This is a genomic window from Chryseobacterium cucumeris (assembly GCF_001593385.1).
GTDB classification, from domain to species: domain Bacteria; phylum Bacteroidota; class Bacteroidia; order Flavobacteriales; family Weeksellaceae; genus Chryseobacterium; species Chryseobacterium cucumeris.
In genome coordinates, this window is record NZ_LUVZ01000012.1 from 443,820 (window position 1) to 462,751 (window position 18,932).

The window sequence follows — 18,932 nt, forward strand, 5'->3', positions numbered from 1 at the left end:
TATCTTTTAGTTGTCATATGAAAAGTCCCTTTCAATAAATAAAGTGTTAACTTTATTAAAAATAAATATTTATGGAATCTAATATCATTTTCAACAAAGATTTTGATGCGTCCAGTACTTATGTCATGAAGATTTATAAGGCTGATGTTTCAACAGTGTGGAAGTATTTTACAGAAGCCGAATTACTGGATCAATGGTGGGGGCCTAAACCGTGGAAATGTGAAACGGTAAGTCAGGATTTCAAAGAAGGAGGGATCTGGATGTATACGATGGTAGGACCAAACGGAGAAAAAGGGCCTATGTATTCTCAGACTCAATATGGAGAAATTACAGAACACAGAAGTCTTGACTGGATGAGTGCTTTCTGTGATGAAAAAGGCAATGTCAATGAAGACTTCCCAAGGTCAAAATGGCTGATTGGCTTTACCGGAGTGGAGGAAGGAACTAAAGTAACCATCAATATCCATTACCATTCTCCTGAAGTGATGAAAAAGCTTATGGATATGGGATTTGAAGAAGGTTTTAAAATGGGGCTTAATCAATTGGAAGAATTGATTGGATAAGAATACGATACGCAACTTGATTCTTAATAAATAAAAAATTTCGGATCTTTCCCAAGGAAAGATCCGAAATTTTCTATTTAGAATAGAAAAGTTACACGGTGTTGATTAACTTCCTGCTTCCATCTTCAGGCTTCCTGCTTTTACAAAAGCTCTTCTTCCTGAAAGTACTGGATAATCGCCTTTTTCATAAGCAAAGTCTGCTCATTAGGTTTGAGTTCCGGAAGTTCTTCCACAGTTTCAAAGTGGGGCCATCCGTCTTCATAGTGGGTAAATTTATAATATCCAAAAGGCTCGAGCAATCTGCAGACTGCAATATGAATCAGGTTTACCTTGTCTTCTTTTGTATATCTTTGCTGGCCGCTTCCCAACTCCTGTAATCCTATCAGAAATAAAAGGGTTTCAATGGGTGGGTTCTTTTCAGTCTGGAAATTGTCTTCAAAGAATTGTTCTATTTTTTTCCAGTATTCAGTTTCGTTCATAATATATTTAAATGATAAATGATAGTTGATCAATGATAAAGTTAGTTCTTTAGCATTTTTCTATAGGAAGAAGTTACTTTCAGTATTTCTTCAGTCTTTATTTTTATATCTGCTATAATTTCTTTTTGAACATATTTCAGTTCCTCTAACATTTCAAACCAAAACAAAGTTTCATCAGTTTCTTCAATCACGATAGATATTTTAGAAAACCGCTCAGCTTTTGATCTTGCTCTGCACATAGCTCTATAATTAGCAGCCATAGAAGTAGAAGACCGAAATATTTGTTTTCTGATCACAGAAAAGGCTTCATTATGTGGAAGTTTAGAAAATTCTTTAATAATCATGATGGCTAGCTGCTTTGTTTTAAAAGCAAAAATTGTGTTATAATCCGGGCTATCCATCATTTATCATTTATGAATTATCATTTATTTTCAACAGGAATGCATATTCTAATGCATCTTCTTTCAGAGATTCAAATCTTCCGCTTGCCCCTCCGTGTCCGGAGCTCATGTCGGTTTTGAAGACTAAAATATTATTATCTGTTTTTAATTCTCTCAGTTTTGCCGTCCATTTTGCAGGTTCCCAATACTGTACCTGAGAATCATGAAATCCTGTCGTGATCAGCATATGCGGATAATCTTTCGCTTCTACATTATCATAAGGAGAATAGTCTTTCATATAATGATAGTATTCCTTATCATTAGGATTTCCCCACTCATCATATTCTCCGGTTGTCAAAGGAATTGTATCATCCAGCATTGTTGTAACAACATCTACAAAAGGTACCTGTGCCACAATTCCGTTGAATAACTGAGGTTCATAATTTACCACAGCGCCTACCAGCAATCCGCCGGCACTTCCTCCCATGGCATACATATGTTTGGATGAAGTATAATTTTCTCTGATCAGGTATTTTCCTGCGTCAATAAAATCAAAGAATGTATTTTTCTTAAACAACATCTTTCCGTCTTCATACCATTCTCTTCCCAGATATTCTCCACCACGGATGTGAGCAATAGCATAAATAAATCCTCTATCCAGCAAAGACAATCTTACATTGGAAAAGCTGGCATCAACAGTATGTCCGTAGCTTCCATATCCATATAAAAGAAGGGGAGTGTCAGGTAATTTCTTAGTGTCTTTATGATAAACCAGGGAAATAGGAACTTTTGTCTTTCCATCTCTTGAATCTGCCCAGATTCTCTCCGAAATATAATTTTCAGGAGCAAACTTTCCACCCAAAACTTCCTGTTGTTTCAGAAGTTTTGTCGTCTTTTCCTTCATGTTGTACTCATACGTGGAACTAGGCTGTGTAAGGGAAGTATATCCATAGCGTAAAATTTCCGTATCAAATTCCAGATTGATCCCGATATAAGCTGTATAAGTAGGATCTGAGAAAGGTAAGTAGTAAGATTCCTGTGTTTTCTCGTCAATGATTTTGATCTGAAGCAATCCTCTTTCTCTTTCCTCGAGAACCAGATAATCTTTAAAGATCTCAAAACCTTCCAGTAAAACTTCTGCACGGTGCGGAATCACATCGACCCAATTTTCCATGCTGCAGTTATCAATCTTTGTCTTTACAATCTTGAAATTGATCGCATCATCCGCATTGGTAATGATATAAAATTCATCTTCATAATGCTCTACTGAATATTCAAGATCCTCTATCCTTGGCTGGATCACCGTCCATTCTGCAAATACGTTGTCAGAAGGAATAAAACGATGTTCATCAGAAATAGTGCTGGAGCTTGCAATGAAAATATACTCTAATGATTTTGTCTTAAATACATTGACATCAAAAGTCTCATCCTCTTCATGAAAAATCAGAACATCTTCCGCTGAATCTGTTCCCAGCTTGTGTCTGTACACCTGAAATGCACGAAGACTTTTATCTTTTCTGATGTAAAATATATGTTGGTTATCATTTGCCCAAACAGCTTTTCCTGTCGTATTAGGAATAGTGTCCGGCAGGATTTCTCCGGTTTTTAAGTTTTTAAAATTTAGTGTATAAATTCTTCTTCCTACATCATCGGAAGAAAAAGAAGTCAGTTCGTTGCTGGGGCTTACGGCAACACTTCCTACTTCAAAAAACTCTTTACCTTCTGCCAGAATATTAACGTCGAGTACAATTTCCTCATCATTCTCAAGGCCTTTATACTTTCTGCAGAAGATAGGATATTCTTTGCCTTCTTCATAACGTACAATATACCAGTACTCATTAAAGAAATAAGGAAGAGACTCATCGTCCTTTTTGTAGCGGGCTTTCATCTCTTCGAAAAGCTCTTCCTGAAGGGCTTCCGTATCTTTCATGATGAATTCTTCGTAGGCATTTTCTTCCTCAATGTATTTGATCACTTCAGGGTTTTCCCTTTCGTTCAGCCAAAAGTAATTATCGGTTCTTATATCGCCGTGGGTTTCTAGTATTTTTTCAATTTTTTTTGCCTGTGGAGCTTTCATCCGGGGTATTTTATTTTTTTATTGAATAGAATGTTCTTATACTTTTTTCTTCTGAAAGTAAGTAATTTAAGCAGAAATCCTTTCAATATTAATTTTTGTTCAAATTTAGGTAAAAAAAAACCATCTTTCCTTTATTGAAAAGATGGTTCATTGTATTTTTATAATTAAAGACTATTTGTGAAGTGCTTTAATATACTTTTCAAGGGCCATTGTCATAGAAGGAGTTTCCTTCGTAGGTGCCATTAAATCTACTTTTAATCCTGCTTCTTCTGCAGCTGCCAAAGTCGTGTTTCCAAAAACTCCGATCTTTGTTTCATCCTGCTTGAAGTCAGGGAAATTTTGTTGTAGCGATTTTATTCCCTGCGGACTGAAGAAAATCAGCATGTCATAATCTTTGACATTGATATCTGTAAGGTCGCTGCATACGGTACGGTACATAATTGCTCTTGTCCAGTCTACATTAGATGCATCCATGGTTTTTACAATATCCGGACTCAAAACATCTGAAGATGGCAACAGATATTTTTCAGTTGGGAATTTTTTGAAAAGAGGAAGCAGGTCTGAGAAGTTTTTCTCCCCAAAGCTGATTTTTCTTTTTCTGTACACAATATGCTTTTGAAGGTAGTTGGCAATTGCTTCCGACTGGCAGATGTATCTCATCGTATCCGGAACAGCAAAACGTAATTCCTCCGCGAGTCTGAAGTAATGGTCAATCGCATTTTTACTGGTAAAAATAATACCGGTATACTGCGTCAGATCTATTTTCTGTGTTCTGAGCTCTTTATTGTCAACCCCTTCGACGTGGATAAATGGACGGAAATCAATCTTTATTTTTTCCTTCTTCGCTATATCCAAATATGGAGAAGACTCACTAGGCGCTGGTTGAGAAACCAATATAGACTTTATTCTCATCATTGACTTTTATTAAAAAAATAACAACTTCCAAAGCAATAATAATGGTGCGATTTGGAGGGTGCAAATATACAAAAATTTATAATACCATTTCTCGGGAAGAATCTTGTTCTTGTGAAATAAATAGAAAAATACTTTGAAAATGAATACAAAAGCGAAGAAGCAGAAATAATATAAAAACATTTTATTTCTGTCTATCGGGAAGTAATAATGGGCTACACAAAGAATTATTAGCAAAAATGAAAGAATGAAATAAAATTTTGTGGAGGTAAAATAAAAAATAGTCCATTTTTTTCCGTCCCCTATACTTTGGTAAAATAGAAATCCTAATGTTGATTTTGTTAAATAAAAAAGCAGCACCGCCAGCAATGTATATCCAAATTTATTAAGCTGATATCCCAGAAGCTGAAGATCTGCAATATATTTCGGTACTATTGGAACGTACTGTGAAATTAATACAGACAGGGTAAGTGTCGTTACACAGGACGTGATAATCCAGCTGGGAAGGTTGTTGCTTGCATCAAAATATTTCTGAAGCAGAAAATCTTTGAGACTGGCATCCCTTTCTATGACGTTCATCATAAAAACATATAAAAATATACAGCCCACAAGGATAAAGATTACCCAATCATTATTTTCAGGTATTCTTACGTGATTGATGAAGTGTTGTGATGATGGCAAAATTTAAGTTTTTTTATTTATTATTTAACTTCAGAATGACACAGTCCGGCACAGGTTTTCCTGTCACCAGGTCCATGAACCTGCAGTTAAAATATTTGCTCTCATCGATTTTACGTATTGTTCAGATCTGTTGAATAAAAGTTTCTGTATCATCCGCTTAATCCCCGAGAAATATTTTTGCAAAATTATAGATTATTTTGTATAAAATAAAAAGGTTAAATAAACTATCTTTGCAAACTGAAATGAAAAAACTCGTCATCATCCCGACCTATAACGAAAAGGAAAATATTGAAAATATTATTTCCGCAGTTTTTGCATTGGAAGATGACTTTCATATCTTAGTAGTAGATGATTCTTCTCCTGACGGAACTGCAGAAATTGTAAAAGAACTGCAGAAGAAACATCCGCATTACCTGCACCTGTCCATAAGGCATGTAAAAGACGGATTGGGAAAGGCATATATCCACGGGTTTAAATGGGCCATCGAAAATAAATACGATTATATTTTTGAGATGGATGCCGATTTTTCCCACAATCCTAACGATCTGCCGAAGCTTTTTGAAGCATGTAAAAATGCAGATATGGCGATCGGTTCCCGTTACTCAAAAGGAGTGAATGTAGTGAACTGGCCTATGGGAAGAGTGCTGCTTTCTTATTTTGCATCCAAATATGTAAGGTTTGTATTAGGCCTTCCAATTCATGATACGACAGCGGGATTTGTCTGCTTTTCAAGAAAAGTATTGGAAGAAATAGGATTGGATAATGTGAAACTGAAGGGATATGGATTTCAGATTGAAATGAAATTCAGAGCATTTAAAAAAGGTTTCAGAATTGTAGAAGTTCCTATTATATTTACCAACAGAATTTTAGGAGAAAGCAAAATGAATGGTGGAATTATCCATGAAGCAGTTTTCGGGGTATTGAATTTAAAATGGAAATCAATCATCAACAGATTATGAAACTGATGAAAAAGTTAATCTTTATTTTCGTTTTGTTGGGCTTGTGTTCGTGCAGCGATTATATTGATAAGCCCAAAAATCTGGTCGATAAAGGTTTGATGGCTGAAATCATTGCCGATCTTGCCATCAACGATCAGGCTATTTTTGTATATCCTGACAAAAATATGGAAGCAGGAACCAGAGCTGTTTTGAAATCACATAAGGTAAAGCCTGATGATTTTGTAAATAGTTTCAAATACTATGTGATTAAAGAAGAAATGGATGGGATTACCAGTGATGCACAGGAAATATTGCTGAAAAAAGATCCCAAAGCAGATAAATATGTAAAGGAAAGACTGAAACAGAATGGTCCTGTAATGCCTGTAGTAAGGTAAATAAGGCTGGAAGTTTCTGTCACACAAAATCACTGGTCAAAACAGTGCATTTAAAAAAGTATAGAGATGAAATTTTTTAATATAGAAAAAACCTCTGAAGGAAAAGCAAGAGCAGGGGAAATTACCACAGATCACGGGAAGATTCAAACTCCTATTTTTATGCCTGTGGGAACTGTAGCAAGTGTAAAGACAGTTCATCAGAGAGAATTAAAAGAAGACATTAAAGCTCAGATTATTCTGGGAAATACTTATCACCTATACCTTCGTCCGGGCATGGAAACGATGCAGGATGCAGGTGGTTTACACAAATTCATGAACTGGGATCTTCCTATTCTTACCGATTCAGGAGGTTTTCAGGTATTTTCACTGGCAAGTAACAGAAAAATGACGGAAGAAGGTGCGAGATTCAAATCTCACATCGACGGAAGTTATCATATGTTCTCTCCGGAAAGATCAATGGAGATTCAAAGACAGATCGGAGCTGACATTTTCATGGCTTTTGATGAATGTACACCTTACCCTTGTGATTACAACCAGGCGAAATCATCTATGGAGCTTACCCACCGTTGGCTGAAAAGATGTATTGACTGGACTAACGATAATCCTGAATTATACGGACATAAACAAAGACTTTTCCCGATTGTTCAGGGATCTACTTATTCTGACCTTCGAAAAATTTCTGCAGAAGTAATTTCTGAAGCAGGAGCAGAAGGAAATGCTATCGGAGGACTTTCGGTAGGAGAGCCTGAAGAAGAAATGTACAGAATCACTGATGAAGTGACAGACATCCTTCCAAAAGAAAAACCTAGATACCTGATGGGAGTAGGAACTCCTTGGAATATTCTTGAATCGATCGGGCTGGGAATTGATATGATGGATTGTGTAATGCCAACAAGAAATGCAAGGAATGCAATGCTTTTTACATGGCAAGGGGTGATGAACCTTAAAAATGAAAAATGGAAGCGCGATTTTTCGCCTTTGGATGAATTTGGGACCAGTTTTGTAGATGGTGAATATTCAAAAGCGTATCTTCGTCACTTGTTTGTATCTAAAGAATATCTGGCAAAACAGATTGCTTCGATTCATAATCTGGCATTCTACCTTGATTTAGTAAAAGTAGCCAGAGAACATATTATGGCAGGTGATTTCTATGAATGGAAAAACTCTGTAGTACCGGTTCTTAGACAAAGACTGTAAGAGAATATGCTTAAAATTGTAGACAGATATATCATTAAAAAATACCTTGGAACTTTCAGTTTCATGTTGGTATTATTGTCTATAGTCGTATTGGTAATCGATGTTCAGCAAAAGATTCCAAGGATAGAAAATGCCAAGGCCATTGATCCGAAACTGGATCTGACCTATTTTCTTATCCATTTTTATCCTTTCTGGATCATCAATCTTGTGGTGACTTTCCTTTCCATTCTGGTATTTATTTCGGTGATCTATTTTACCTCCAGAATGGCAAATAATACTGAAATTGTTGCTATTATCAGTAGTGGAGCCAGTTTTCACAGGTTTTCCAAGCCCTATCTGGTTACTTCCATTTTTATTGGATTGATCGCCCTTGTAGTGTACCATATGGTGCTGCCATGGGCCAATATCAAGAAAAATGAGCTGGAAGCCTATACTTATAATGCAGCCAATAAAGAAAAGATTTTAGGAACCGCTCCTGCTTCTTCACAGCTGAGTAAGACGGAATATATTTTCGTTGATTCTTGGAATAAAAGAGAAAAAAGAGGGTCGAGTTTTGTCTATCAGAAATATGATAAAGACAGAAAAATGACCTATGAGCTGAAGGCAAGCGAAGTATACTGGGATAAAGCTAAAAAACAGTTTGTTCTAAATAACTATCTGGAAAAAACAATCAATAAAGACAATACCGAAAAACTCGGTAACGGAATAGAATTAAGGAAAAATTACGGGCATTCTCCGGAAGAACTTTTCCCGAATGAGCTTTTGGGACAAAATAAAACCACTCCCGAACTTTTGAAATTCATTGAAAGAGAAAAAGAAAGAGGAAACAGTAACCTGAACTCTTATCTGAATGAACTTCACCAGAGAACTTCCATGCCTGTTTCAATCATTATACTGACATTTCTGGCGCTTTCCCTGTCATCACAGAAGAAAAGAGGAGGATTAGGAGTCAATCTAGCCATCGGGATTTCATTGGCCTTCATTTTCGTGTTTTCATTCGAAGCCTTAAAAGTGGTTTCGGAAAATAAAAGTTTGTCTCCGGCTGTAGCCATGTGGCTGCCTAATATGGTGTTTTTGCCGCTTACCCTTTATTTGTATATCAAGAGAGCTAATCAGTAAAGTAATTTTACTTCTTTGTGATAAAAGGAATGCATTCCGTCTTCCAGTTCGATCCAGAGTTCACCTTTTTCGTCTGCATGTCGGATGATGCCATTTTGTCGCTCTTTTTCAATTTCAAAAACTGAGATCTGATCCTTTCTGAAAAGATTTTTATTAAATCCATCCAGAATTTCCTGATCTGAAGGTATGCTTTTAAGCCTTTCAGACAAATATTCATGAAGGTTGAATGCAAGTTCTTCCAGATCAAATCGGATCCCTGTCTGCGTCAGAAGTGATCCTGCATTGGATATTTCATCAAAACTTTCCTGAAGAATATTGATCCCGGCTCCGATAATGAAATAATTATTTTGATTAATTTTTTTCTTTTCTATTAAAATTCCAACGATTTTTTTACCTTTAAGGATAATATCATTCGGCCATTTGATTTTTACCTCAGAGTCAGACAATTTGGCAAGGAAATCCCGGATCACCATTGCGGTATAATAATTGAACATAAAGTCGGAGCACAGGATGTTCTGAGTATTCACTGCCAGCGTATAAGCCAGATTTTTTCCGGCGGTCTGAGTCCAGATATTTCCATACTGACCACGGCCTTTAGTTTGATTAAAAGTATGAAGCCCTATAAAATTTGAATCTCCGTAAAGTAAAAACTTTGATATTTCGTCATTAGTAGAAGAACATTCTTTCAGGTAGAAGAGTTGGCTCATTTAAGAAAACTTTAAGAGATTAAGAAGGTAAAAGTAAGGTTAAAGTAAAGAAAAAACAATAAATTTGCAGATTATAGTATTTTTTTAATGAATAAAACAGCAGAAAAACAAGCGTTAATAGATAAAATCGTTGAAGCTATCCAGGATGTAAAAGGAGAAGACATTATGATCTTCGATCTTTCAAACATCGAAAACTCCGTAGCAGAAACGTTCGTGATATGTAGTGGAAACTCAAATACACAGGTAGCTGCATTGGCAGGAAGTGTAGAGAAGAAAGTAAGAAACGAACTGCAGGACAGACCTTGGCACGTAGAAGGTACTGAGAATGCGATGTGGGTATTGGTGGATTACGTTTCAGTGGTGGTTCATATATTCCAGAAACAGGTACGTGAGTACTACGATATAGAAGAGCTTTGGGGTGACGCAGTCATTACCAGAATTGAAAATGAATAATAAAAATTTTAAAAAGTCTAAATGAATAATAAAGGATTCAACTGGTTCTTTCCTATTGCAATCGTAGCTCTTTTGCTATTCTTTGGCTCCAACTTCCTTGGAGGTGATGCAGCAAAATCTATTGATGAAGATGGTTTCTTTAGAGAAATGCAGGCGGGCAAAGTCCAGAATATAATTATATACAAAGACATAGAGAAAGCTGATGTTTTCCTAACAAAAGAAGCAAAATCGGCAATGGTTTCCAAAGCCGGAAAAGAAAACAACCCTCTTTCTGCCTTCGAAATGGCTCCAAAAGCAGATTTTTCTGTGAAATACGGAGATCTTCAACTTTTCCTTCAGAAATTTGAACAGGTCAAAGCCAGCAATCCGGTTATTAAAACAACCAAAGATTACGGTACAGGGAAGAGCGCATTAATGGATATCTTAATCCCTGCGCTGGTTTGGATTTCAATTTTAGGATTATTCTACTTCCTTCTTTTCAGAAAGATGGGCGGTGGCGGAGGTCCTGGTGGACAAATTTTCTCTATCGGAAAATCTAAAGCGAAGCTTTTCGACGAAAAAGAAAGAATTCAGGTAACATTCAAGGATGTTGCAGGATTGGAAGGTGCTAAAGAAGAAGTTCAGGAAGTAGTAGACTTCTTGAAAAACTCCGAGAAATATACAAAGCTGGGAGGTAAAATTCCTAAAGGAGTTCTTTTAGTAGGGCCTCCGGGAACTGGTAAAACCCTATTGGCGAAAGCGGTTGCAGGGGAAGCTAAAGTTCCGTTTTTCTCACTTTCAGGTTCTGATTTCGTTGAAATGTTTGTTGGGGTAGGAGCTTCCAGAGTAAGAGACCTTTTTGCTCAGGCAAAAGCAAAATCTCCGGCCATTATCTTCATTGATGAGATTGATGCTATCGGACGTGCAAGAGGAAAAAATAATTTCTCCGGCGGAAACGACGAAAGAGAAAATACCTTGAACCAGCTTCTTACTGAAATGGATGGTTTCGGAACAGACACTAACGTTATCGTAATGGCAGCAACCAACAGAGCGGATATCCTTGATAAAGCTTTGATGAGAGCCGGGCGTTTTGACCGATCTATCTATGTAGACCTTCCGGAGCTTCATGAAAGAAGACAGATCTTTGATGTTCATTTGAAAAAGATCAAACTTGATGATAATGTAGACAGAGAATTTCTTGCAAAACAGACTCCAGGATTCAGTGGAGCGGATATTGCCAACGTTTGTAACGAAGCGGCGCTTATCGCAGCAAGAAATAACCATACTTCCGTAACAAAACAGGATTTCCTTGATGCTGTAGACAGAATCATCGGTGGTCTTGAAAAGAAAAATAAAGCAATCAAACCTTCTGAAAAAAGAAGAGTGGCTTACCACGAAGCAGGTCACGCTACGATATCATGGTTGGTAGAACACGCATCTCCACTTTTAAAGGTGACGATCGTTCCCAGAGGACGTTCACTAGGAGCAGCATGGTACCTTCCTGAAGAAAGACAGCTTACCACAACTGAACAGATGTTGGATGAAATGTGTGCAACATTAGGAGGTAGAGCAGCAGAGCAGGTTATTTTCAATAACATTTCTACAGGAGCACTTTCTGACCTGGAAACAGTAACGAAGAGAGCTCAGGCTATGGTAACGATCTACGGATTAAGCCCGAATATCGGTAATATTTCTTACTATGACAGTTCAGGCCAGTCTGAGTATAATTTCGGAAAACCATATTCTGAAGAAACAGCTACTAAGATTGATGCAGAGATCAAATCCATCATCGAAAACCAATACGAGAGAGCAGTAAGAATTCTTGCTGATAATAAAGACAAGCTTGATGCTTTAGCCAGCAAACTGTTGGAAAAAGAGGTGATCTTCCGTGAAGACTTAGAAGAAATATTCGGAAAAAGAGCATGGGATCCTGAATTGACAGAGAAACCTGTAACCAATACTATTCCTGAAAAAGATCAGCCGGTAGTAGTGGAAACACCTCAGATCAAAGAAAAAGAAGAAGAAAGCGAAATACAGGCTCCAGAAAGCCCAACACAGCTTTAAGACTCTTAAAAAATAGAATTCATAAAAACCTGACGACTTCAAGTTGTCAGGTTTTTTCATATTTAAGGAGATATTTTGGATACTATTGTAATTAATTTTCTATTTTTGTATAAAGTTGACTAAAAATAGATTAAGTTGAATTTATTCAAGAGGATTGTAAGCAAACTTACCAACCAGCCTGAAGAAGAGGACAAACAGAGCCTGGAGAAGCTTGGGGATTCGCTGAAAAATGCGGATCTTGACTATAAGTTTGCGCAATTATTTACGCATTCAGGGGGATTTTTTAATTATTGTGCAGATGAAGCGGAGGCTCTACAAACTTTAAATCAAATTATCAAAATAGAAGGGATACATAATCTTTTTTGTTGGGATAAAGAACTTCAGAATTTTTTGAACGTTGTGAAGTCTTCGTATACTTCAGAATTACAGCCGTCTAATGACGCCGCATTCATCACCTGTGAATATCTGATTGCTTATGACGGCAGAATCATGCTTTCACATAATAATATTCTTCATTATCATTCTTCAAGGCTTCCCGATAGAATTATCATTATTGCCAATGTTTCTCAGATTGTAAACAACCTGAATGACGCTATGGGGAAAATAAAAAGAAACGGAAATATCAAGAACCTTACTTCCATAAGCGGAAGCCAATCGAAAATGGACAGTTCTTCCAATTCCAATACAAAACTGTTTTTATTGCTGCTTGAAGATTAAGCAACCACTTCTAAATTTTAAATTTTGGACAAAAATCTCATTCAAAGAACCCTGTCAGGTATCGTTTATGTAGCTATCATTATTCTTTGTTCTACTCCACTGGGAGCACAGCTGCTGAACAATATTGCACCTGGTCTTATCAAGCAACAGTATCTCTATCATGGATTAATGAGTTTGCTGCTGGTTGTAGGAACCTGGGAGTGTGTCAAAATCATGAAGTTTGGAAACGGCTATGAAAAATGGGTGGTATATCCATTGGTCATTTTTATATTCTATATGTTCTCCAAAAGATATTTTAATCACGATTTCTTTTTTGATTTCAGGCTTAGTGAAATACTGGCACTGGTACTTATTGGGATTGCTGTGGTTACATTATTCAAATATCCCAACGAACTCTACTTCGACAGCGGAAAACTTATTTTTACCGTAATCTACGTAGCCCTGCCCTTCAGTTTTGCATTGGGGTTACCCAAATTCTCCAGTTATAGTGACAGTTTCTCTCTGGAGGTTCTGTTCCTGTTTATTCTGATCTGGAGCAGCGATACCTTTGCGTATCTGGTAGGAAAATTCTTCGGTAAACATAAAATGGCCCCTAAAATATCCCCTAAAAAAACTTGGGAAGGATATGCCGGAGGTGTTGTTTTAACATTGGTTTTATCCTACTTTATTGAACACTATCAGCCTGAGCTGAGAGGCAACTGGATGGTTGTAGGATTTTTGATTGCTGCCTTTGCTCCTTTAGGAGATCTGGTGGAGAGTCAATTGAAGAGAAACTTCGGTGTAAAGGACAGTGGAAACATCATTCCCGGGCATGGAGGAGTTTTAGACAGACTGGATAGTTTTATTATCTGCGTTCCTGTCGTATATTTGTACTTTATTTTAGAAAAATTTATTTAGTCTCATGAAATTACATAGAGAATCAAAAGGAACGATTACCGTTGCAACCCTGCTTTTTATTATTCTGGGTGCTTTAGCAATTTATTTCCTTGAAATATGGTCACTGGTGATCATTATGCCTTTGTTGGTTATTTACGGTTTAGTTTTCTGGTTCTTCAGAGTTCCGGATCGTAATATTCTTGATCACAAAGAAAATGTTATTGCTCCGGTTGACGGAAAAGTGGTAATGATCAAAGAAGTGGAAGAGGATGAATTTATAAAAGGAAAAGCCATCCAGGTTTCTATTTTTATGTCTCCACTCAATGTTCATATCTGCAGATACCCGGTGTCAGGAGAAGTGATTTACAAAAAATATCACCCGGGAAAATATCTGGTAGCATGGCATGAAAAGTCTTCTACAGAAAACGAAAGAACTACGGTAGCTATTCAGACGATGACTAATCATAAAGTAGTCTTCAGACAGATTGCCGGATATGTTGCGAGAAGAATCGTTTTCTACTGTAATGAAGGGGATAAAGCAAAGGCCGGGCATGAATTCGGATTTATTAAATTCGGTTCCAGAATGGATGTATTCCTGCCTTTAGACACAGAGATTATCTGTAAGATCGGAGATATTACAAAAGGAGGTGAGGATGTTATCGCCAAACTGAAAGAAAATTAAAATTATTACAATATAAATATATAAGAGGGCCATTGGGTCCTCTTTTTCATTTGATGGGTACTACTGATAGGTGAGTTTAGCTACTCAAGAGTAGTATTGCGTATTGATATATAGGTTTTCTTTTATAGAGAACAATAATTTTGCCGGCTTAAAAATAAGACACATTAATTAGGTAAGTTGATAACTGTTAATGTTTTTGTCATATGATTTTGCTTAGTTTCAATATTTCAATATTGGAATTTTAGTAAATTGTATAAAGAAAATCACTTAATTTTTTTAACAGGAAATTATTAAAAGGCACTTTGTATTTTATTTGATTAAGAATATAGAGGATTTTTTTCTAGCTTTGTTCGAATCCCTATTTGTTCTTTATAAAACAACAATAAGATGATTTATAATTTTTTATTTAAAATGCTTAATGGCGAGTCAGACAAAATGGAAGCTAATGCTGACCGTAATTATCTGAATATTATTAACAGGTATCTGTTTTCATTGTTTTTCATATTCTTGTTTTATTCTGTTTTTATCATTGCTTTTTTTGGAGACATGCTGATTTCAATATTCCTTACTTCTATTACTTTTTTTTGGCTGCTTCTGATGGCTATAAAAGGTAAAACAAGAAGATTTAAAAAGATTTTGAAGCCTTTTATTATCCTTGTTTTTGTTTTACTGACTTTTATAGTAAGTTTTTTTTATATTTATACCTATAAGAGTGGCGGTGTAGAATATTTCTATTTTTGCCTCTTATTTGCAGTTCCATTTTTTCTCAATTATAAGAAGGATCCGTTTTGTATCATTTTTATTACTCTCATTATCAGCATTAACTTTATTGCATGCCTTTACTATGATTTTAATTTTCTTCCCAGAAGTAGATTTTTAGAAAAAGATGATTTTAAAACCTTAAAATTGTTAAATATCTTGTTTTCTATCGCCTATTTTTTCATGGATATTGTTTTTATCACTCAGAAAGATGCATTGATTCATGGACTGATTTCCGATAAAAAAGAAAAAGACTCTACCATTAAGGATCTTGTAAAAACGAATACAGAACTGATGAAGCATCAGATGCTTATCAATCATCTTTCAGAAGAAAATGTCCAGGAGATTTTAAGCCTGGCAGAAAATAATTCACCAATGTTCTTTGAAAAATTTCAGGTGTTTTTTCCTCATTTTATTCCTGAAATTTTAAGAATAAATCCTAATCTCATCCATTCTGAACTCTATTTCTGTGCATTGATGAAGCTGGATTTTGATACAAAAAAAATTGCACAGTGTACCAAAAACAGTATTCGGGCTGTGGAAAGTAAAAAGTACAGAATCCGGAAAAAATTAAATATTTCCTCGGAGATTAATATCAATAGCTTTCTTATAAAAATTTAAACAAAATTCTGATTTTTATTACTCGTACGTAGTGTTGAGTAGCTTCCGATGGTGTTTTTTGATTTTCTTATCAATATTTTTACTTAAAAGCATTGTGATGAATATTAAGAACATTCATATTGGAAGCCTTATCCAGGCTAAAGTAGAAGAGTGTCAGATTTCAATAGAAAGAATTTCCAGGTTTTTAAACAGGCCGGAAGACGAAGTAGAGAGGATGTATCATGCCAAAAGTATGGATACCGATGTTCTTCTGAAATGGTGTAAGCTTTTAAAATTCGATTTTTTTAGGTTCTATACAGGACATCTGATTTTATACTCGCCAGGTTCAAGAGTTGATAATACATTCCGGCATAAAGGAGAAACCATGGTTTTCAGAAAGAGTATCTATACACAGGAAGTGAAGGATTTTGTGCTGGAAAGAATAAATACAGGAAAAATGACGGCCAATGATGTGGTTGAAAGGTATAAAATACCCAGAACCACTTTATTTAAATGGATGAAAAAGATATAATATGATACCAGATTATAAGCAGATTTATACCGACATTCTTGAAGAAAAATTTCCCGAAAAATTATCAGATGCCACCATCAGGCTCAAGCTGAATTCATTGCATTCAGCTTTTGATATTCTGAAATTTAACCAGCTGATTTTTGGAGAGGCTGAATATACGGTTAGCCTTAATAATCAGAAGCTTCGGTCTTATGATCAGGAATCTATTCTTAGGATTCTCAGTTACCAAAAAAGAAATGGACTGACTAATCTTCAGGTGAGTCATCATTTTAAGATAAGCCGAAATACAATTGCCAGATGGAAAACCATTTTTAAATTATAAAAAGTATTGTATTCTGTTTAATCTAATCGATTTATTTTTTTTTTATTACATTAGAAAGAATTGATTTTATGCTGTTTTGAATTTGTTTTTAAATTTATGGTTGAGTTTTTTATAACTCAACTTTTTTATTTGTATTGAATGTGATGATAAGTTATTGGCATTTGTGAGTTTTACTACGCGTGAGTAGTATTGCGTAGCGGGAATTAATTTGTAATCGTCTGTGCTTGATAATTTTGTGGAAGTTAAATGTTCAGGTTAAAATTTTAATTATCAAACAACTATAACTTATTACAATGATGGAAACAAAATTTACAATGCCTTCAATCAAAGCCTTGTTCATCGCAATGCTCTTTGTTTTTGGAAAATCTTTTTCTCAAACCAATAATGGTGCAGTAGGGATTAATACTACAACCCCGAACGCTAATTCCGTTTTGGATGTTGTTTCAGGAAATAATAACAAAGGAGTCCTTATTCCTCGTTTAACTGAAGCACAGCGAAATGCAATTGTAATCAATCAATCCAATGATGATGGTCTGACGATTTACAACACCACAGAAGACTGTTTCAATTACTGGAGCCGTGCGGATAACGAATGGAAAAGTGTCTGCGGACAGATGGGAAAAGCTGTTTTTACCATAGATTGCTCCACGTCCAAAGCCATGGGTAGCTATGTAAAAGGAAAAGAGCTTACCAACTCAAATTATCTAAGCATTGCCGTGAATGTAACCAAACCGGGTAATTATACCATTTCAGGAACTACCACAAACGGATACAATTTTTATGGAACAGGTGTATTTTTAAATGCCGGAACACAAACCATACAGATTCCGGGACAGGGAACTCCCCAGAATATTCAGACGGATAATGTAGTTCTTGAAGCCAACGGAACTGAAGTAACTTGTACTCCAGCTATTTCTATTACGGTGCTAAGTCCTGCAGGTACATATACCATGAGCTGTGGTACTGCAACAGTAAATGGAGTATACAAAGTGGGGACAGCCCTAACAGCTTCGAATACAATTACCTTACCTGTGAATGTTTCAGCGTTGGGAAGTTACACGATTACTACCAATACCGTTGACGGAATTTCCTTCAGTGGTTTAGGTACATTTACGTCTACAGGAAATCAGAATATTACGTTAGGAGGAACGGGAACCCCAACTTCTACATCAGTGAAGACAATTACTATTACTTCTGACAGTCAAGGGGGAGTATCTACAACATGTTCTGTAAATGTAGTGGTTGTAATTCCTAAAAAAACAGTTCTCCATATCGGATTAGAAACAGCGTACGGTTATAGCGCCTATACCGGTCCCTCAAGAAGTCTGATGGATTCTCCCACAAATTTTGGTACTGCTGCTTCCAGTATTGTTAAATATGAAGGTTTTACCCATACTTCTTTGGGAAATTCCCCTTCATCAACAGCTCTTCAGACAGCGCTTAACAATAAGCCGGATATTGTTGTCATTGGCTACAACTACACACCTAATGCTACAGATGCAGGTTATATTGCTTCTTATCTTAATAAAAGAGGAGTTGTCATTGCGATGACGGATGATACGGGCACAGCACAGAATCTATTCAGAGGAATATTCTCTGATCCTACCATTTCAGCATCTTATGGAGGCGGTGCTGGATCTGTGTATGCTCTTACCAATAATGATGATCCTATCCTTAACGGGCCTTTTGGAGATGTAAGAGGGAAAAACTGGGGTGAAGATGCTTCTACCACAGTAAATATTTCAGGCCTGACAAGTGGATTTGTTCCATACAGTTATGCGCAGCCTATCAACAGCACAACTGCCAGAACAGGAATTTCAGGATTAAGAAATACAAGTTTAAACTTTGTATGGTTTGGGGATGGCGGCTTTCTAAGTAATGAAAATGCCAATGGAAATCAATATCCGAGTAATACAATAGAACCTTTTGTAGCACCAAGTACAGGAGGATATTTCCCAGTGCAGAAGTCTTCTTATGGCTATGCTGGAAACGGATATACAACTGGAGGAATGCAGGTTCAGAATTCAATCCTTTTTGCCAATATGATTGCCTGGGCAATAAAGCAGGCGGAATTTAACGGAATAAACACACAATGATAAAAGGTTTTTAAAGATGACTCCGGCACGATTATTCGTGCCGGAGTTTTTATTTTATATGTCTTTTAACTTCCTGTACAAGGTTTAATATGAATTCTACGGGAATATCGTCTTCCGTATCAATAAGAAGGATTTTAAACTTCTTTCTGCCGTCCTGGATCAGTTCTGGATAATCAAGTCTGTCACCATGATAAAAGCTCAGGTAGTGCTTTTTGTATTTTTTGCTGTAGTAGAAATAGCACAGCATTTTCTTTTTGTATTTGATAAACGGAAGACCGAAACTAAATGTTTCTGTAATGTTTTCCGGATCTGAAGCTAAGATCGTGTCACGTAAAAATAAAAGAGTACTTCTTTCAGGCTCTTCGATTCTGTAGAAATACTCTTGTATAGGGTTCATTTTAATT

The 18,932-nt window shown here is 36.2% G+C and carries 21 protein-coding genes; 14 read left to right on the top strand and 7 right to left on the bottom strand.

What is annotated here, in order from left to right; genetic code table 11:
- The first annotated feature begins 71 nt into the window (after positions 1 to 71).
- Positions 72 to 563, top strand: coding sequence for an SRPBCC family protein (locus tag A1704_RS10905; protein WP_062673266.1), 492 nt, complete (start codon positions 72 to 74; stop codon positions 561 to 563).
- A gap of 140 nt (positions 564 to 703) precedes the next feature.
- Here the strand turns inward: A1704_RS10905 and A1704_RS10910 are convergent, their stop codons facing one another.
- From A1704_RS10910 to A1704_RS10930, 5 genes are all read right to left on the bottom strand, one after another.
- Complete coding sequence (locus A1704_RS10910) at positions 704 to 1,042, bottom strand: hypothetical protein (protein WP_062673269.1); 339 nt, start codon at positions 1,040 to 1,042, stop codon at positions 704 to 706.
- A gap of 41 nt (positions 1,043 to 1,083) precedes the next feature.
- On the bottom strand, positions 1,084 to 1,443 hold the full coding sequence (locus A1704_RS10915) for a four helix bundle protein (RefSeq protein ID WP_062673271.1): 360 nt from the start codon (positions 1,441 to 1,443) through the stop codon (positions 1,084 to 1,086).
- A gap of 10 nt (positions 1,444 to 1,453) precedes the next feature.
- Positions 1,454 to 3,499 (bottom strand): S9 family peptidase, encoded by a 2,046-nt coding sequence (locus A1704_RS10920; protein ID WP_062673273.1) that lies wholly within the window; start codon positions 3,497 to 3,499, stop codon positions 1,454 to 1,456.
- A 171-nt stretch (positions 3,500 to 3,670) separates the two neighbouring features.
- Positions 3,671 to 4,411 (bottom strand): uroporphyrinogen-III synthase, encoded by a 741-nt coding sequence (locus A1704_RS10925; protein WP_034691594.1) that lies wholly within the window; start codon positions 4,409 to 4,411, stop codon positions 3,671 to 3,673.
- Between the two features lie 12 nt (positions 4,412 to 4,423).
- Complete coding sequence (locus tag A1704_RS10930) at positions 4,424 to 5,092, bottom strand: DUF4271 domain-containing protein (RefSeq protein ID WP_051934165.1); 669 nt, start codon at positions 5,090 to 5,092, stop codon at positions 4,424 to 4,426.
- A gap of 242 nt (positions 5,093 to 5,334) precedes the next feature.
- Between A1704_RS10930 and A1704_RS10935 the strand changes: the two genes are divergently transcribed.
- From A1704_RS10935 to A1704_RS10950, 4 genes are all read left to right on the top strand, one after another.
- A complete protein-coding gene (locus A1704_RS10935; protein WP_034691591.1) occupies positions 5,335 to 6,051 on the top strand; it encodes a polyprenol monophosphomannose synthase in 717 nt (238 codons plus the stop codon).
- A gap of 5 nt (positions 6,052 to 6,056) precedes the next feature.
- Complete coding sequence (locus A1704_RS10940; RefSeq protein ID WP_238590607.1) at positions 6,057 to 6,425, top strand: DUF4296 domain-containing protein; 369 nt, start codon at positions 6,057 to 6,059, stop codon at positions 6,423 to 6,425.
- A gap of 66 nt (positions 6,426 to 6,491) precedes the next feature.
- Positions 6,492 to 7,622: a tRNA guanosine(34) transglycosylase Tgt gene (tgt, locus tag A1704_RS10945; protein WP_062673277.1), complete on the top strand. Its 1,131-nt coding sequence runs from the start codon at positions 6,492 to 6,494 to the stop codon at positions 7,620 to 7,622.
- A 6-nt stretch (positions 7,623 to 7,628) separates the two neighbouring features.
- Positions 7,629 to 8,741: an LptF/LptG family permease gene (locus A1704_RS10950; protein ID WP_034691587.1), complete on the top strand. Its 1,113-nt coding sequence runs from the start codon at positions 7,629 to 7,631 to the stop codon at positions 8,739 to 8,741.
- Here the strand turns inward: A1704_RS10950 and A1704_RS10955 are convergent.
- Complete coding sequence (locus tag A1704_RS10955; RefSeq protein ID WP_062673279.1) at positions 8,735 to 9,448, bottom strand: biotin--[acetyl-CoA-carboxylase] ligase; 714 nt, start codon at positions 9,446 to 9,448, stop codon at positions 8,735 to 8,737. The genes A1704_RS10950 and A1704_RS10955 overlap by 7 nt on opposite strands.
- An 87-nt stretch (positions 9,449 to 9,535) precedes the next feature.
- Between A1704_RS10955 and rsfS the strand changes: the two genes are divergently transcribed.
- The 9 genes from rsfS to A1704_RS11000 all read left to right on the top strand — a co-directional run bounded on the left by rsfS (position 9,536) and on the right by A1704_RS11000 (position 18,528).
- Positions 9,536 to 9,901: a ribosome silencing factor gene (gene rsfS, locus A1704_RS10960; protein WP_047097448.1), complete on the top strand. Its 366-nt coding sequence runs from the start codon at positions 9,536 to 9,538 to the stop codon at positions 9,899 to 9,901.
- 21 nt (positions 9,902 to 9,922) lie between these two features.
- Positions 9,923 to 11,944: an ATP-dependent zinc metalloprotease FtsH gene (gene ftsH / locus A1704_RS10965; RefSeq protein ID WP_062673282.1), complete on the top strand. Its 2,022-nt coding sequence runs from the start codon at positions 9,923 to 9,925 to the stop codon at positions 11,942 to 11,944.
- A gap of 135 nt (positions 11,945 to 12,079) precedes the next feature.
- On the top strand, positions 12,080 to 12,661 hold the full coding sequence (locus A1704_RS10970) for an LUD domain-containing protein (protein WP_034691583.1): 582 nt from the start codon (positions 12,080 to 12,082) through the stop codon (positions 12,659 to 12,661).
- A gap of 24 nt (positions 12,662 to 12,685) precedes the next feature.
- Complete coding sequence (locus A1704_RS10975) at positions 12,686 to 13,558, top strand: phosphatidate cytidylyltransferase (protein WP_062673285.1); 873 nt, start codon at positions 12,686 to 12,688, stop codon at positions 13,556 to 13,558.
- A 4-nt stretch (positions 13,559 to 13,562) separates the two neighbouring features.
- Positions 13,563 to 14,219: a phosphatidylserine decarboxylase family protein gene (locus A1704_RS10980; protein WP_062673286.1), complete on the top strand. Its 657-nt coding sequence runs from the start codon at positions 13,563 to 13,565 to the stop codon at positions 14,217 to 14,219.
- Between the two features lie 906 nt (positions 14,220 to 15,125).
- Positions 15,126 to 15,599, top strand: a complete 474-nt coding sequence (locus A1704_RS24915) for a helix-turn-helix transcriptional regulator (RefSeq protein ID WP_238590608.1) — start codon at positions 15,126 to 15,128, stop codon at positions 15,597 to 15,599.
- Positions 15,600 to 15,696: 97 nt separating this feature from the next.
- Positions 15,697 to 16,110: a hypothetical protein gene (locus tag A1704_RS10990; protein WP_062673290.1), complete on the top strand. Its 414-nt coding sequence runs from the start codon at positions 15,697 to 15,699 to the stop codon at positions 16,108 to 16,110.
- A 1-nt stretch (position 16,111) separates the two neighbouring features.
- On the top strand, positions 16,112 to 16,432 hold the full coding sequence (locus A1704_RS10995) for a hypothetical protein (protein ID WP_062673292.1): 321 nt from the start codon (positions 16,112 to 16,114) through the stop codon (positions 16,430 to 16,432).
- Positions 16,433 to 16,725: 293 nt separating this feature from the next.
- On the top strand, positions 16,726 to 18,528 hold the full coding sequence (locus tag A1704_RS11000; protein ID WP_062673295.1) for a hypothetical protein: 1,803 nt from the start codon (positions 16,726 to 16,728) through the stop codon (positions 18,526 to 18,528).
- A gap of 49 nt (positions 18,529 to 18,577) precedes the next feature.
- On the opposite strand, the gene A1704_RS11005 is transcribed toward A1704_RS11000, so the two are convergent.
- Positions 18,578 to 18,925, bottom strand: coding sequence for a DUF1801 domain-containing protein (locus A1704_RS11005; RefSeq protein WP_062673297.1), 348 nt, complete (start codon positions 18,923 to 18,925; stop codon positions 18,578 to 18,580).
- Positions 18,926 to 18,932 lie beyond the last annotated feature (7 nt).